At 64.5% G+C, this 14,169-nt stretch carries 14 protein-coding genes; 8 read left to right on the forward strand and 6 right to left on the reverse strand.

All coding sequences use genetic code 11. The annotated features are described in order from the left end of the window. The 5 genes from lpxD to MMG94_RS19290 all read left to right on the forward strand — a co-directional run bounded on the left by lpxD (window position 1) and on the right by MMG94_RS19290 (window position 5,163). A complete protein-coding gene (gene lpxD, locus MMG94_RS19270; protein ID WP_016920880.1) occupies window positions 1-1,062 on the forward strand; it encodes a UDP-3-O-(3-hydroxymyristoyl)glucosamine N-acyltransferase in 1,062 nt (353 codons plus the stop codon). A 114-nt stretch (window positions 1,063-1,176) separates the two neighbouring features. Beyond that, window positions 1,177-1,641, forward strand: coding sequence for a 3-hydroxyacyl-ACP dehydratase FabZ (gene fabZ / locus MMG94_RS19275; RefSeq protein ID WP_016920879.1), 465 nt, complete (start codon window positions 1,177-1,179; stop codon window positions 1,639-1,641). Between the two features lie 25 nt (window positions 1,642-1,666). After that, window positions 1,667-2,470, forward strand: coding sequence for an acyl-ACP--UDP-N-acetylglucosamine O-acyltransferase (gene lpxA / locus MMG94_RS19280; RefSeq protein WP_016920878.1), 804 nt, complete (start codon window positions 1,667-1,669; stop codon window positions 2,468-2,470). Beyond that, window positions 2,467-3,606 (forward strand): lipid-A-disaccharide synthase, encoded by a 1,140-nt coding sequence (gene lpxB, locus MMG94_RS19285; RefSeq protein ID WP_016920877.1) that lies wholly within the window; start codon window positions 2,467-2,469, stop codon window positions 3,604-3,606. The genes lpxA and lpxB overlap by 4 nt, the downstream gene beginning before the upstream one ends. Before the next feature lie 123 nt (window positions 3,607-3,729). After that, window positions 3,730-5,163, forward strand: coding sequence for an amino acid permease (locus MMG94_RS19290; protein ID WP_016920876.1), 1,434 nt, complete (start codon window positions 3,730-3,732; stop codon window positions 5,161-5,163). 133 nt (window positions 5,164-5,296) lie between these two features. Here MMG94_RS19290 and MMG94_RS19295 read toward each other — a convergent pair whose 3' ends face one another. The 4 genes from MMG94_RS19295 to MMG94_RS19310 form a co-directional block, all read right to left on the reverse strand. Next, complete coding sequence (locus MMG94_RS19295) at window positions 5,297-5,773, reverse strand: hypothetical protein (RefSeq protein WP_016920874.1); 477 nt, start codon at window positions 5,771-5,773, stop codon at window positions 5,297-5,299. A 159-nt stretch (window positions 5,774-5,932) separates the two neighbouring features. Next, complete coding sequence (locus MMG94_RS19300; RefSeq protein WP_016920873.1) at window positions 5,933-7,264, reverse strand: AmpG family muropeptide MFS transporter; 1,332 nt, start codon at window positions 7,262-7,264, stop codon at window positions 5,933-5,935. Window positions 7,265-7,376: 112 nt separating this feature from the next. After that, a complete protein-coding gene (locus MMG94_RS19305) occupies window positions 7,377-7,784 on the reverse strand; it encodes a VOC family protein (protein WP_016920872.1) in 408 nt (135 codons plus the stop codon). Next, the gene (locus tag MMG94_RS19310) at window positions 7,781-8,770 is read right to left on the reverse strand and encodes a small ribosomal subunit Rsm22 family protein (protein ID WP_016920871.1); all 990 of its coding nucleotides are present in this window, start codon (window positions 8,768-8,770) and stop codon (window positions 7,781-7,783) included. The genes MMG94_RS19305 and MMG94_RS19310 overlap by 4 nt, the downstream gene beginning before the upstream one ends. A gap of 237 nt (window positions 8,771-9,007) precedes the next feature. Here MMG94_RS19310 and leuC point away from each other — a divergent pair, with 237 nt between their 5' ends. Then, window positions 9,008-10,423, forward strand: coding sequence for a 3-isopropylmalate dehydratase large subunit (leuC, locus tag MMG94_RS19315; protein ID WP_016920870.1), 1,416 nt, complete (start codon window positions 9,008-9,010; stop codon window positions 10,421-10,423). 68 nt (window positions 10,424-10,491) lie between these two features. On the opposite strand, the gene MMG94_RS19320 is transcribed toward leuC, so the two are convergent. After that, window positions 10,492-11,235, reverse strand: coding sequence for a GGDEF domain-containing protein (locus MMG94_RS19320; protein WP_016920869.1), 744 nt, complete (start codon window positions 11,233-11,235; stop codon window positions 10,492-10,494). Between the two features lie 144 nt (window positions 11,236-11,379). On the opposite strand from MMG94_RS19320, the gene MMG94_RS19325 reads away from it, so the two are divergent. Further along, window positions 11,380-11,817 (forward strand): metallopeptidase family protein, encoded by a 438-nt coding sequence (locus MMG94_RS19325; RefSeq protein WP_016920868.1) that lies wholly within the window; start codon window positions 11,380-11,382, stop codon window positions 11,815-11,817. A gap of 108 nt (window positions 11,818-11,925) precedes the next feature. On the opposite strand, the gene MMG94_RS19330 is transcribed toward MMG94_RS19325, so the two are convergent. Then, window positions 11,926-12,750 (reverse strand): EAL domain-containing protein, encoded by an 825-nt coding sequence (locus MMG94_RS19330; RefSeq protein ID WP_016920867.1) that lies wholly within the window; start codon window positions 12,748-12,750, stop codon window positions 11,926-11,928. Window positions 12,751-13,001: 251 nt separating this feature from the next. Here MMG94_RS19330 and MMG94_RS19335 point away from each other — a divergent pair, with 251 nt between their 5' ends. Further along, window positions 13,002-14,141: a hybrid sensor histidine kinase/response regulator gene (locus MMG94_RS19335; RefSeq protein ID WP_016920866.1), complete on the forward strand. Its 1,140-nt coding sequence runs from the start codon at window positions 13,002-13,004 to the stop codon at window positions 14,139-14,141. The last annotated feature ends 28 nt before the right edge of the window (window positions 14,142-14,169 follow it).

Raw genomic sequence — 14,169 nt, forward strand, 5'->3', positions numbered from 1 at the left:
ATGAGCGTGGCGGCCTTCTTCCATCTCTCTCGTCCCTACACGGTCGCGGAAATCGCCGAACTTGCGGGCGCGGCCATTCGCGATCCGGCTGCGCCGCCGGAAACGCCGCAGGTCATTACGGGCGTCGCGCCGCTCGCGGCCGGTCATCACGGCGATCTCTGCTTTTTCGTTTCGCCGCGTTACGTCAAAGAGCTCGCCTCTTGCCGGGCGACCGCCTGTTTCATCCGGCCCCGTCACGCGCATCTTCTGCCCGAGCCGATTGTGGGTCTTCTCGTCGAGGACCCTCAGCGCGCGATGACGCTCGCCGCCGCCCGCCTGTTTCCTGAGGCGCTGCGACCCGAGTCGCTGTTTCGCGCAAGCGGCGTTTCGCCCGGCGCGGTGGTCCATCCCGAGGCGCGGCTCGAACCGGGCGTGATCGTCGATCCGGGCGCCTTTATCGGCCCTGGCGCCGAGGTCGGCTCCGGCACGGTCATCGGGCCGCAGGCGGTGATCGGCCCCAATGTGCGCATTGGCCGCAATTGCTCGATCGGCGCGCAAGCCAGCGTCATCTGCTCACTTATCGGCGACCGGGTGATCGTTCATCCGGGCGCGCGGCTCGGCCAGGACGGTTTCGGCTTCGCGCGCGGCGACAAGGGCTGGGTGAAGACGCCGCAACTCGGCCGCGTGATCGTGCAGGACGACGTCGAGATTGGAGCCAATACGACGATCGACCGTGGCGCAACGCGCGACACCATCGTCGGCGAGGGCACGAAGATCGATAATCTCGTTCAGATCGCTCACAATGTCGTCATCGGCCGTTTCTGCGCCATCGTCGCGCAGACGGGGGTCGCGGGCTCCAGCGTGATCGGCGACTATGTCGCGCTTGGCGGCCAATGCGCCGTCGCCGGCCACCTCGAGATTGGCGAAGGCGCGGCGGTGGCTGCGAAATCGGGCGTGATGCGGGACGTTCCGCCAGGCGCCCGCTATGGCGGAGCCCCGGCGCGGCCGCTGCGGCGTTTCCTGCGCGCGGAGGCGCTGCTCGACAGGATCGCGCGGCGCGACAAGCCCGACGAGGCGATATAAAAGACCATCCAAGTCGCGGCGTCATAACGGAGCCCGCGCCCGTGCGCCGGGACGCCGATCATGCTTGTCGCGGATCGAGGGCGCGGCAGACGCCGGAACGCAAAGGGGGGAAGAATGTCCGAAACGGAAGCTGGCGCGACGCTGGAAAGCGCCGACATCCTCGAAATCATGCGCAGCCTGCCGCATCGCTATCCGTTCTTGCTCGTCGATCGCATCACGAACATCCGCGGCGATGAATCTTGCGTCGGCGTCAAAAACGTCACGATCAACGAGCCGCAGTTCATGGGCCATTTCCCCGAGCGGCCGGTGATGCCGGGCGTGCTGCTCGTCGAGGCCATGGCGCAGACCGCAGGCGTCATCGTGATGCGCGCGCAGGGGCAGGCCGAGCGTCCCAAGCTCGTCTATTTCATGACCATCGACGCCGCGAAATTCCGCAAGCCCGTGACCCCGGGCGATCGCGTCGAGTTCCACATGACGAAGACCGCGCAGAAGCGCAACATATGGTGGTATCAGGGCAAGGCGATGGTGGACGGCGCGCTCGTCTGCGAAGCGCAGATCAGCGCGATGATGGGCGTCTGATTCCCCGCCGCGTCCGGGAGCGAAGATGTCGACCACGGTTCATCCGACGGCGATCGTGGAAACCGGCGCACGGCTGCATGAGGGGGTCGTCATCGGTCCGTTCTGCCATATCGGCCCGGCCGTCGAAATTGCGGCCGGCGCCATCCTGCAATCGCATGTGACGATCGCCGGCCAAACGCGTATCGGCGATCGCACGCGAATCTTTCCTTTCGCTTCGATCGGCGCGCCCTCGCAGGATCTCAAAGCCGCGCTCGCCGAAGGCTCCGTCACGATCGGAGGGGATTGCGTCATTCGCGAAGGCGTCACGGTCAATTCGGGCGTCGGCGCCGGCACGCGCGTCGGATCAGGATGCGCCTTTCTCGCTTATTCGCATGTCGCGCATGATTGTCGCCTCGGCGACGGCGTCGTGCTCGCCAATCAGGCGTTGCTTGGCGGACATGTCGAGATTGGCGATTACGCGTCGATCGGCGGCGCGGCCGCCATTCATCAGAATGTGCGCATTGGCGCTCACGCTTTTATCGGCGGTCTTGCCGGCGTCGAAGGAGACGTCATTCCCTTTGGCCTCGCCGGCGGGAATCGAGCCCATCTTTTCGGGATCAATGTGGTTGGTCTGCAACGGCGCGGATTCGCGCCCGAGCGAATATCACGGCTGCGCGAAGCCTATCGCCGTCTCTTCGCCGGTTCCGGAACGCGCGCTTTGAGCGAACGCATTGATGAAGTCGCGGCCGTTTTTGCAAACGACGCGGATGTTGCGGAAATCCTCGATTTCCTTCGGGTCGGGACGCGGCGTCCACGCTGCGCGCCCCGCAAGCGCGGCGCGCGCGCGTGAACGGCCCGCATATTTTTCTGGTCGTGGGGGAGACCTCCGGCGACGCTTTGGGCGCCGCGCTCATGCGCGCATTGCGCGACGCGCGAAACGGCGTGACGTTTTCCGGCGTCGGCGGCGCGGCGATGACGCAGGAAGGCCTCGCCTCGCTTTTTCCGATGACGGACATCGCCGTCATGGGGCTCGCGCCCGTCATTGCGCGGCTGCCGACCATTCTGGCCCGCATCGAGCAAACAGCCGCCGCCGCGCTCGCGGCGAAGCCGGACTGTCTCGTGATCGTCGACGCGCCGGATTTCACCCATCGCGTCGCGCGCAAGCTGCGCGCCATTCGTCCCGAACTGCCGATCGTGGATTATGTCAGCCCGACCGTGTGGGCGTGGCGGCCCGGCCGCGCGCGGAAGATGCGCGCTTATATCGACTGCGTGCTGGCTTTGCTTCCATTCGAGCCGGACGCGCATCTTCGACTCGGCGGGCCGCGCTGCGTCTATGTCGGCCATCCGCTCGTCGAGCGTCTGGATGAGCTGACAGGCGAGGCGCATACGGAAGGCGCGCCGCTCCTTCTCATTCTTCCGGGGTCTCGCCGCGCCGAGATCGAGCGCATGACGCCGCTTTATGGCGAGACGTTGAGGTTGATCCTCGCTGATCATCCCGAACTCGACGTCGCCGTCCCCGTTGCGCCGCATATGGAGGCGACGCTGCGCCGGGCGCTGCAGGACTGGCCCGTCGCGCCGCGCCTGCTGACGCAGGCGGAGAAATTTCCCGCGTTCCGGCGCGCGCGCGCCGCTTTGGTCACGTCGGGCGTCGCGACGCTCGAACTCGCGCTCGCCGATACGCCCATGGCCGTGGCCTACAAGGTCTCCCGCATCGAAGCGATGCTCCGTTTCCTGATCGACGTGCATTCGATCGTTCTGCCGAATCTCGTGATCGGAGAGAACGCCGCGCCCGAATTCATACAGGAGCAGGCGACCCCTCGCGCGCTCGCGGACGCGCTTGCGCCGCTCCTGACGGACGGCCGCGCGCGCGAGGCGCAGCGCGACGCCTTTCGCCGCGTGCGCGAGCGGCTCCTGGAGGCAGGCGGCGATCCGAGCGCAAGGGCGGCTCAGATCGTTTTGGAATATGCGGAAAACCGGCGCCGCTAGCGACATGCGCCAGCGCACGTCAGAGCCCGGCCTTTTCCGCTTGTATCTTTTTGCGCCGCAACCATAATCGGCGCGAATTCCGTAAGCGGCGCAAATGCCTGCTTCTATGCGAAAGGGCGACCCTTGTCCGACGCTGCAAGGAAAATCTATCTCACGCGCAAATCCATTGTCGCGATCATCGCGGCCCATGACGCCGAGAGAGACGGCGACGGATTGAAGCGCGCGCTCGGTTGGGCGTCTTTGATGGCGCTGGGCATTGGCGGGATCATCGGGGCCGGCATTTTCGTGCTCACGGGAACCGCGGCGGCGAATTACGCCGGGCCCGGCGTGATGATCTCTTTCGTGCTGTCGGGACTCGCCTGCGCTTTCGTCGCGCTCTGTTATGCGGAGCTTGCGGCGCTCATTCCCGTCTCCGGCAGCGCCTACACTTATACATATGTGACGCTCGGCGAAATTTTCGCCTGGATCATCGGCTGGAATCTGGTGCTCGAATATGCGGCCGGCGCGGCGACCGTAGCGGTCGGTTGGGCGGGCTATTTCAATCGGGTCATGCAAGGATTGGGGATTCATGTCCCGCCCGAATTGGCCAGCGCGTATCTGGCGTCGCCCGACGGCTTCTTCAACGTGCCCGCGGCGGGCGTCGTTCTTCTGCTGACGATGTTGCTGATCCGCGGGACGAGCGAGTCGACGCTGTTCAACAATGTGATCGTCGCCTTGAAGGTCACGGTGGTGCTCATGGTGATCGCCTTCGGCGCCGCGCATGTGAATATGGCGAATTGGACGCCTCTGATCCCCGACAATACGGGCGAATTCGGCGTTTATGGCTGGAGCGGCGTAGCGCGCGGCGCTTCGGTCGTCTTCTTCGCTTATGTCGGCTTCGACTCCGTCTCCACGGCGGCGCAGGAAGCGCATACGCCGCAGCGCGACGTTCCGATCGGCATTGTCGGCTCGCTCATCATCTGCACGGTCCTCTACGTCGCCGTCGCGGCCGTCGCGACCGGCGTCGTCAATTACAAGGAGCTCGGCGTGCCGGATCCGATGGCGCTCGTCTCCGACCGCACGGGCGTGTCCTGGCTCGCCTGGGTCGTGAAGCTCGGCGCGCTCGCCGGACTGACGACGGCCATTCTGGCGCTGCTCTACGGCCAGACGCGGGTATTCTTCACCATGGCGAATGACGGCCTGTTGCCGCAGATATTCGCCCGGCTGCACGAGCGCTATCGCACGCCGGCCGTGAGTCAGTTGCTGGTTGGCGTCGTCGTCGCTCTGGCGGCCGGCCTGCTGCCGATCGACATTCTCGGCGAGATGGTCAGCATCGGCACGCTCGCGGCGTTCGCGCTCGTCTGCATCGCCGTCATCCATCTGCGCCGGTCGCATCCCGAGCTGCATCGTCCTTTCCGCGCGCCGGGCATTCCGGTGATGCCCATCCTCGGCATTCTCTCTTGCGTCGCGCTGATGGTCGCGCTTCCTCTCGACACTTGGCTGCGATTGTTCATTTGGACGGGCATTGGCCTCGCCATCTACCTGTTCTACGGCGTCAATCACGCGAGGCGGCAATAGCGGGCATATCCGCGACCCATCGTCGATAATGGCGGGCGCGCGCGCTCGCGGCTTTCGAAACCATGCGCGAATAGCCGCTTGCCCATGCGCGGGAGTGAGCCCGGCGAACCGGGATCACCCGCTTCAGGCGCGCTCAGTAGTCGCGGCCGAAATAGCCTCCATGGTCGCTCCGGCAGGCGATGCGGTAGCCGCGGCGCTGCATCTCCCGGCAGGAAAGATTATTGTCGCCCCGACCCCAACGGTCCCCGCGCCCCCACCGATCGCCGCGACCGCCATAGCCGTCATGTCCCCAGCGGTCGCCGCCTCCGCGACCGTAAGTGTCTTTGTCGCGGCGATCCTTCCCCCCGCGTCCGCCATACCCGTCATTGCTCGAACCCCAGCGATCGTCTCCGCCGCGATTGGAGGACCCGCCGCCCCAGCGATCATTGTCGTTCTTTTGCTGCTTTCCGCCGTAGCCGCCTTTTTCATCCCAGCCGGGCGAGCCGCTCTTCCCGCTGCCGCCGGTGGACGGCGTGCCGCCATAGCCGCCGCCCCATTCCGCGACCGCGGGCGCCGCGATCGCGAGCGCCAGGGCGCCGGCCAGCGTCGTGATCATCGCAAAATTGCGCATCGCACTGCTCCTTCCAAAGCGTCAGCCCGCCAACCTCATCCGTGTCACTTGGAACACGAGGCCGAGGGGGCAACGTGAGGAGGCCGAAAGGCGCGCGCCAGGGGCGAAAAAGGTTCTTTTCCGGTTTCGCAAAGCGGGCGAGTCCGGAAGGACGCGCGGTCAATCCGTCTCGGCGGCGCGTTCGGGGCTCGTCTCCGCGAGCGTGTCTTCGCCGCGCCGCTCCTCTTCGCGCCAGACCCACCAGGCGAGGATCGCAACAGGAATTCCCATCAGCGACGTGCCGATGAAGAAGGCGGGAAAGCCGGTTTCCCTGATGATGAAGCCCGATGCGCCGGCGAGAACGCTGCCGGGCAGGGCGCAGAGCGAGGTGAGCAACGCATATTGGCTCGTCGCGAATTCCGTTGAGACGAGCGACGACATGTAAATGATCAGCACGACCTGCGCAAAGGCGTAAGCGAAGCCGTCGACGCCGACGGCGAGGGCGAAGTCCGTGAAATCGTGACCATGCGCGGCGAGCCAGGCGAGCGAGAGATGCGAGGCGGAGCCAGCGACCGTGCCGATCAGCAGGCTCTTCATCATGCCGAACTGGCGCACGACCAGCCCAGCGAGCAGCGTGCCGCCGAGCGAGATCCAAAAGCCGAAGACTTTGGTCACGGTCGCAATGTCGGCTTCGGAAAAATGCAGGCTCTTGAAGAGCGGCATGGCCATGGCGCCGGAAACATAGCCCGGCATGCGGAACCCCGCGATGAGGATCAGGATGGCGAGCGCCATCGGCCCGAGGCGCCGCCAGAGCTCCTTGATCGGTTCGGTGACGGTGAAGAGGAAATCCGGCCTCTCGCGATGCGGTTCGAGATCCGAGGGCGGCTCGGGCGCGACGAGAGCGGCGGCGAGTCCGAAAAGCATGATGCCGGCCATGCAGAGATAGGCGGCGCGCCAGCCGTAGAAATGGGCGACGTAAAGCGCGCCTGCGCCTGCCGCGAGGGTACCGACGCGATAGCCCATCTCGGCGACCGAGGTGAGAAAGGCGAGCCTCTCCCTCGGGACGACGGTGATGCGCCACCCGTCCACCGTGATGTCCTGCGTCGCGCCGGCGACGCCGAGCGCGAAGGAGAACAGCACCGTCCAGGCGAGCCAGTTCGCCGGATCGCCAAAGGCGACGCCGATCAGCGCGATGACGGTTGCGATCTGGGAAACGACGATCCAGCCGCGCCGGCGGCCGAGCAGTTTCGAGAAGATCGGCGCGTCATATTCGTCGAGGAAGGGGGCCCAGACCCATTTGAACTTGTAAGCGAGCGTCATTTCGCTCAGCAGGCCGATGGTCTCGATCGGCACATTGGCCTCGTAGAGCCACGCCGATTGCGTGCTGTAGACGAGGAGGAAAGGCAGGCCCGTCGAAAAGCCCAGCACGATGGCGGAGCCGATGCGGCGCGGATCGTCCTTCAAATGCGTAAGGAAAGAGGTCTTGTCGGAATGCGCGGCGATATCGTGCAAGGGGCTGCCTTTGTCTCGGTCAGTCCGAGGCGCGCGGCGTCCTCGGAGCGTGGCAAGGAATGGCGCAGATCAATGACAAAAGGACGTCCTCGCCGCGCAGGCGCGGCGGACGTTATTTTTCGAGCGGACCGTTCAAGATCCAGCGATGGCCGAACGGGTCCTTGAGACTGGCGTAGCGCGTGCCCCAGAAGGAGTTCATCGGCTGCGTTTCGATCTTGGCGCCGAGCTTCGCCGCGCGCGCGCAGATGTCGTCGACGTCTTTTCCAGAATCATATTCGAGGCTGATCGACACGGTCGCATTGTCGCCCGGCATGGGCACGCGGGTCTGGCCGAATTCCGGGAAGAAATCCGCGAGCATCACCGAGCCGCCATTGATCGAGAGTTCGCAATGGGCGATGCGCAGGCCGTCGACCGAGGGCATGATTGCGCGCTGCTTGGCGTCGAAGGCGCCCGTATAGAAGGCGATCGCCGCGGCGGCCGGGCTGACGGTCAGATAAGGCGCAACCCTCGGTCGTGTCATCCAGCATCCTCCGGCGGGGCCGCCAGGGCGTCGCCCCAGTCCTTCTTCCAGATCCCTTCATAGCGAGCCTTGTCCCGCTTGGGCAGGAAAATCTCGCGCATTCCGCGCGTTTCGCAAAGCTTCAGCGTAACGCCCGCCTTGTTGCGGCGCGCCGGAGCGAGGATGCGCGCCTGCGCGCCTTCGCCAAAGCGCGCCGCAACGAGATAAGCGTATTTCTCGTCCTCGAATGGCGCATCGGCGCCCTTCAGCAATTTATGTTCCCTCGATCGGGGCAGACGCACGGAGAAATGGCACCAGTCCGGCGGCTCGAGCGGGCAGGGCCGGTCGTGCGGGCAGGGCAAGAGAATCGTCGCCCCTCTCTCGATGAGTTGGGCGCGCACCCGCATCAGCCGCTCATGATCCCTGGGCGTGCCCGGCTCGACAATGACGAGCGCGCCGCCGGCGCGCGCCCAGAGGGCGTCGGCGAGGGGCGGGAGGTCCGCCTCGGAGAGCTCGGTCAGCGCATAAGCGAGGACCACGAGGTCGGCCTTGGCGCCCGCCGGCGGGAGGCGGGTGATGTCGAGAGGCGTGATCGTCGCCCCCGCGACGGGCGCGGCGCCGCTTTCGGCGGCCAGCGCGGCGGCGAGCGCGAGGAAGGCGCGGCTGCGGTCGACCATTTCGATCCGTTCCAGCTTCGGCCAGACGGCGGCCGCCGCATAGGCTGCCGCGCCGAGGCCGCAGCCGACGTCAATGAGGCTCTTCGGCGCGAAAGCCGGCTGCTCTTGCGCCAGTCGCTCGAGCGCTGCCGCGACGGCGGCGTAGGTCGCCGGCATTCGGGTCAGGGCGTAGGCGAGCGCGTCGGTCTCGTCCCGGATTGCCTCGCTGGTGTTTTTGCGGGCGCGATAACTTTCCGAGAGGCGCCGGGCGCTCTCCGTCAGCGCATTGCGGGGGCGGCGCTCCAGTTGCGCAGCGATGGCGGCGGCGAGGCCTGCGGGCAGGGCGCTCAAGCGGGCCTCGCGGCGGGGCGGCGCGAACTCTCTTCCATGGAGCTTGCGTTACGGTTAGAAGACTTACAATTCAAGGGGGCGTTTGCGCTGCAAGGGCGGCGCGCGCCACTCCCTCTCGAGGGGCGAAGTCGATCGTCATAGGCGGTCGGGAGGGGATGAACGCCCCAACCCGAACCGCTCACGCGGTTCGATCCTCCCCCTTTGAGGGGAGGGCAAAACGCCGGTAAGGGAAAGACTATGTCCAATTCGACCGGGCCGCGCACGCTTTACGACAAGATCTGGGACGACCATGTCGTCGACCAGCAGGATGACGGCGCCTGCCTGCTCTATATCGACCGCCATCTCATCCATGAGGTGACGAGTCCGCAGGCTTTCGAAGGGCTGCGCATGTCCGGCCGCAAGGTCCGCGCGCCGCAAAAGACGCTCGCCGTCGTCGACCACAATGTGCCGACCACCGACCGCTCGCTCCCGATCGAAGATCCGGAGAGCAAGGCGCAGGTCGAACAGCTCGCGGTCAACGCCAGGGAATTCGGCGTCGAATATTACAATGAGCACGACAAGCGTCAGGGCGTCGTGCACATTGTCGGCCCGGAGCAGGGCTTCACGCTGCCGGGCATGACGATCGTCTGCGGCGACAGCCACACCTCGACGCATGGCGCCTTCGGCGCGCTCGCGCATGGCATCGGCACGTCGGAGGTGGAGCATGTCCTCGCCACCCAGACGCTGATCCAGAAGAAGGCCAGGAACATGCTGGTGCAGGTCGACGGCAAGCTCGCCGACGGCGCTACGGCCAAGGACATCATCCTGGCCATCATCGGCGAGATCGGCACGGCCGGCGGCACCGGCTATGTCATCGAATATGCGGGCGAGGCGATCCGCGACCTTTCGATGGAAGGCCGCATGACCGTCTGCAACATGTCGATCGAAGGCGGCGCCCGCGCCGGCCTCATCGCGCCGGATGAAAAGACTTTCGCCTACATCAAGGATCGCCCGAAGGCGCCCAAGGGCGAGGCCTTCGACATGGCGCGCAAATATTGGGAATCCCTTTATACGGACGAGGGCGCCCATTTCGACAAGGTCATCAGGCTCGACGCCGCGAAGCTGCCGCCGATCGTGACCTGGGGCACCTCGCCGGAGGACGTCGCGACGATCGACGGAACGGCGCCGACGCCCGACAGCGCGAAGACGCCGCAAAAGCGCGCCGCGATCGAGCGCGCGCTGGAATATATGGGCCTCAAGGGCGGCGAGAAGATCACGGATATCGAGATCGACCGCGTCTTCATCGGCTCCTGCACCAATGGCCGGATCGAGGATCTTCGCGCCGCCGCCAGGATGGTTGAAGGCAAGAAGGTCCATGCGCGCGTCAACGCCATGGTCGTGCCGGGCTCGGGTCTCGTGAAGGAGCAGGCGGAAGCGGAGGGGCTCGACAAGATCTTCGTCGCCGCCGGTTTCGAGTGGCGCGAGCCGGGTTGCTCCATGTGCCTCGCCATGAACCCCGACCGCCTCGCGCCGGGCGAGCGCTGCGCATCGACGTCGAACCGCAATTTCGAAGGCCGTCAGGGGTTCAAGGGCCGCACGCATCTGGTGTCGCCCGCCATGGCGGCGGCGGCGGCGATTGCGGGCAAATTCGTGGATGTTCGCGACTGGAAGTAAGCGCGGCTCGATGAAAGCATGAAAGGGGATCGCGCGGCGGTCCCCTTTTTATTTGCGCGTTCGTCCTCTCAGGCCGCCGCGCGGACGCGGTTCCGGCCCGCCGTCTTGGCGGCGTAGAGCGATTGATCGGCGCGCTTCAGCACGGCCTCCGCATTGCGGTCGCGCGCGCTGACCGCAGAGACGCCGATGCTGGTGGTGATCTTCACGCAGACGTCGTCGTAGATCAGAATCGTGTTTTCGATCGCGTCGCGCATCTTCTCCGCAAGACTCATCGTTTCTTCGAGATTCTTGCCGACGAGCAAGGCCACGAGTTCGTCGCCGCCGAGGCGGCCGACGGCGCATCTGTCGCAGCCGAGCATTTGACGGGTGATGTCCGCAACCCTGGCGATGACCAGATCGCCCGCTGCGTGCCCGTAATTGTCATTGATGGATTTGAAGCGGTCGACGTCCAGGACGATGACCGAGAAACGGCCGGTCTTTCGATTCTCAGCGAAGGCTTTTTCCGCGAACTCCGCGAGGCCGCGCCGATTGAGCGCCCCGCTCAATGGGTCGACGCGCACGAGCTTTTCCAGCTCTCCGTGCATCTCATGAAGTTGCAGGGCGAAGTTGGCGACCGTCCATACCATCCAGGGGGCGAGGAGGAGAGGGATGACGACTGCTCGAATGAGCGACAAGCCCGTAGGGGCGCCCGTCATCCAATTGGTGATCCAGGTAATCCCCACCGCGACGACGATCGCGATCGTCGTGTAGATCACGACGAGCCGCACCGCTTCTCTCTTGTTGCGCGGTTGTAAAAAGTGTCGCGCGCTCATGGCGATCCTGACGGGTCCGCACCAAAATCCTTCGCTATCGTTCAGGTTATGGCCTATTCGTGAATTTCCGGGGATCGCTTTTGTTAAAATGCAAGCCGATGCGCCGAGCTGTTCAGATGTTTAGGGGAATGCCATAGTCGCGGGATGGCAGACACGAATAATCTCGATTGGGCGCGTTTGAGCGCGCCAAGTCTCACGGACATGGAAGCGCTGGCGGACGCCGCCTTCGCCTCTTTGCCCGAAAAGTTCAGGCGCTTATGCGAGGGCGTGGTCTTCCGCGTCGAGGACTTCCCGGATGAGGAAACGCTCGAGGCGATGGCCTGCGAGACGGAGTTCGATCTTCTCGGCCTCTTCCGGGGCCGCGGGCTGATCGAAGGTGAGCATCTCTCCGAGACAGGCGCCGAACCCAATATGGTTTGGCTTTACCGCCGGCCGATCCTCGATTTCTGGTCGGAAAGCGAAGACACGCTCGGCGATGTCGTCGCCCATGTGCTCATTCATGAAATTGGCCACCATTTCGGCCTGTCGGATGCAGATATGGAGCAAATCGAGAGCGATGCAGGCGCGCGGCGCGAGGGCTGAATGGATGCGACGCCGGAACGCTTCGCCTTCATCAGCGCGCACGTCAATGCGGTTCGGATGCGCGGCGCGTCTGACAAAACGGATATTCTTCTTCAATCCGCGCTAATTTCAGGCCCGAGCGCGCTGACGCAACGCATCGGCGCGCGCCTGATCTTCAGCCGCGAGCCGTTCGGAAATTTCCACCGCCGCGACCGGAACGCAGAAGCGGAATCCCTGGAAGGAATGGACGCCCGCGACTTTCAGAAACTGCTGCTGTTCGGCCGTCTCGACGCCTTCGGCGGTGACATGCATGCCCAACGCCCGGCCAATGCTGACGATCGCGTGGATGATGGCCGCGCTCGCGGCGCCCGTGTCGATCTTCGAAACGAAAAGCCGGTCGATCTTCAGCTTGTCGAAAGGCAGCGACAGGAGATAATTGAGGCTCGAATAGCCCGCGCCAAAATCGTCGAGCGCGAGGCGCACGCCGACATCCTGCAGCGCTCGCATCTTCTCGGCCGCGTGATCGAAATCGGCGATGAGCAGATTTTCGGTCAATTCCAGTTCGAGACGAGTGGGCGGCAGACCGGTCTCCAGGAGCGTTCTGCGGATCTTGTCGGCGAAGTGGGGGCTTTCGAACTGCTTTGGAGAGACGTTCACAGAGAGGATGACGTTCGGCCAGCTCCGGGCGTCGAGGCAGGCTTGCCTCAGCACGAATTCGCCGAGCGCGGCGATCGTTCCCGTTTCTTCAGCAAGTGGAATGAAGACATTTGGCCCGATGTCGCCCCGCGTCGGATGACGCCAGCGGCAAAGCGCCTCCACAGCGACTGTCTCTTCGCTCCTGGCGTCGACGATCGCCTGGTAAACAAGACGTAATTCGCCATTGGTCGCGGCGCGGCGGAGATCTTTCGACAATTGCTCGTGGTCTCGCGTCTCCCTGCGCAGGAGCTTGAACATGAGCGGTCGCCTCCGTGGTGAGGATTTGATTGACAACATCGCGCCCGCAAGACTCCAATGCAACTGAAATTTGTTCCTAACGCATCGCGAAAGTTAACAAGCGCCTAACGGGCTCGAAAAATTGCGCGAGAGATGAACAAACGCTCGTAGCCGCTACTCCAGGTAAAATCAGATTATCCGCTTCAACCGGAACCATGCAACGCTATCTTAAACGGAGCTTGTCAGGATTGTCCGTGGAGTTGGAGTGGAAAGTGTCTGTCAATACTTCCAGCAAGTGGACATTCGTGCTCGATGAGGCGACGCGCATCCTGTTCGTGGATGACGATTTGATCCTCGCCGAGTTTGCGAGAGTCCATCTGGCGTCGCCGTCCACGACGATCGAGGTCGCCGCCGATGGCGCGCAGGCTTGGGAGCGATTGAACGCGGAGCCGTTCGACATCGTGCTCCTCGACATCGAGATGCCGACGCTCGACGGCTTCCAGCTTCTCCAGAAAGTGCGGGCGGATGCGCGCTTCGCCCACCTTCCGGTCGTCATGCTGACCGGGCGCGAGGACATCGCCTCGATCGACCGCGCCTTCCAACTCGGCGCGAATTCATTTGTCTCAAAGCCGATCAATTGGCGCCAGCTCAGCTATTCGATCCGATATGTGCTGCGCGCGACGCGGATGGAGCGCGACCTTCTGCGCGAGCGCAAGCGCTCGGAAGAGCTGCTCGAGCTGACGAATAATCTATTGTCGCTCATCCGGCTCGAGGCGCGCACGCCGCTCAGCGCCATTATCGGCTTTTGCGACTGCATCAGCCAGCAGATCGACGGGCCGGTCGGCGAGAGCTATTTGAAATATGCCGAGCAGATCGGCGCCGCCGCGCGCCAGATGCAAGGCAATTTCATGGATCTCATCCAATATGCGCAATTGTCGTCCGGCGCGGCGATACTGGCGAAAGACGAATATCCGGTCGTCAAGCTGATCGACGCCGCAGTCGCGGGCCTCACCATTCCCGCCGAAACCTCGCTCGAGGTCACGCGGCCCGATCCCTCCCTTTATCTGCAATGCGATCTCATGTGGCTCTCTCGCGCGATCCGGCATTTGCTGGAGGCCGCGCTCGCCGCGGGCGGCCATGTCGAGCTATCCATGACGAGTCTTGCAGAAGGCGGCGTGAAGCTCACGATCTCATCTCCGGCGGCTTCTCTCGCCGTCGCGCGCGCGACGTCTCTCGAGAGTTTTCGCAGCGGCATGGGCGTCGGAGTCGCTTTTGCGCGCTGCGTGGTCGATCTGCATGGCGGCGTCATGAAGGTCTCGAATGCGGAACACAAAGGATCCATCATCGAAATCGTCATCCCGTCGCGCCCGCCGGAAACGCGCAGCGCGCCGCCATCCATCGAGGCGGCGTGATGAGGGCGGCATGGCGGATTTGGAGCGG

Source organism: Methylocystis parvus OBBP (genome assembly GCF_027571405.1).
In the GTDB taxonomy this organism is placed as follows: domain Bacteria; phylum Pseudomonadota; class Alphaproteobacteria; order Rhizobiales; family Beijerinckiaceae; genus Methylocystis; species Methylocystis parva.

What these genes read in the sequence shown, in the direction of transcription:
- lpxD (WP_016920880.1), top strand. Translation starts at nt 1, where the DNA reads ATGAGCGTGGCGGCCTTCTTCCATCTCTCTCGTCCCTACACGGTCGCG.
- fabZ (WP_016920879.1), top strand. Translation starts at nt 1,177, where the DNA reads ATGTCCGAAACGGAAGCTGGCGCGACGCTGGAAAGCGCCGACATCCTC.
- lpxA (WP_016920878.1), top strand. Translation starts at nt 1,667, where the DNA reads ATGTCGACCACGGTTCATCCGACGGCGATCGTGGAAACCGGCGCACGG.
- MMG94_RS19295 (WP_016920874.1), bottom strand. Translation starts at nt 5,773, where the DNA reads ATGCGCAATTTTGCGATGATCACGACGCTGGCCGGCGCCCTGGCGCTC.
- MMG94_RS19305 (WP_016920872.1), bottom strand. Translation starts at nt 7,784, where the DNA reads ATGACACGACCGAGGGTTGCGCCTTATCTGACCGTCAGCCCGGCCGCC.
- leuC (WP_016920870.1), top strand. Translation starts at nt 9,008, where the DNA reads ATGTCCAATTCGACCGGGCCGCGCACGCTTTACGACAAGATCTGGGAC.
- MMG94_RS19320 (WP_016920869.1), bottom strand. Translation starts at nt 11,235, where the DNA reads ATGAGCGCGCGACACTTTTTACAACCGCGCAACAAGAGAGAAGCGGTG.
- MMG94_RS19325 (WP_016920868.1), top strand. Translation starts at nt 11,380, where the DNA reads ATGGCAGACACGAATAATCTCGATTGGGCGCGTTTGAGCGCGCCAAGT.
- MMG94_RS19330 (WP_016920867.1), bottom strand. Translation starts at nt 12,750, where the DNA reads ATGTTCAAGCTCCTGCGCAGGGAGACGCGAGACCACGAGCAATTGTCG.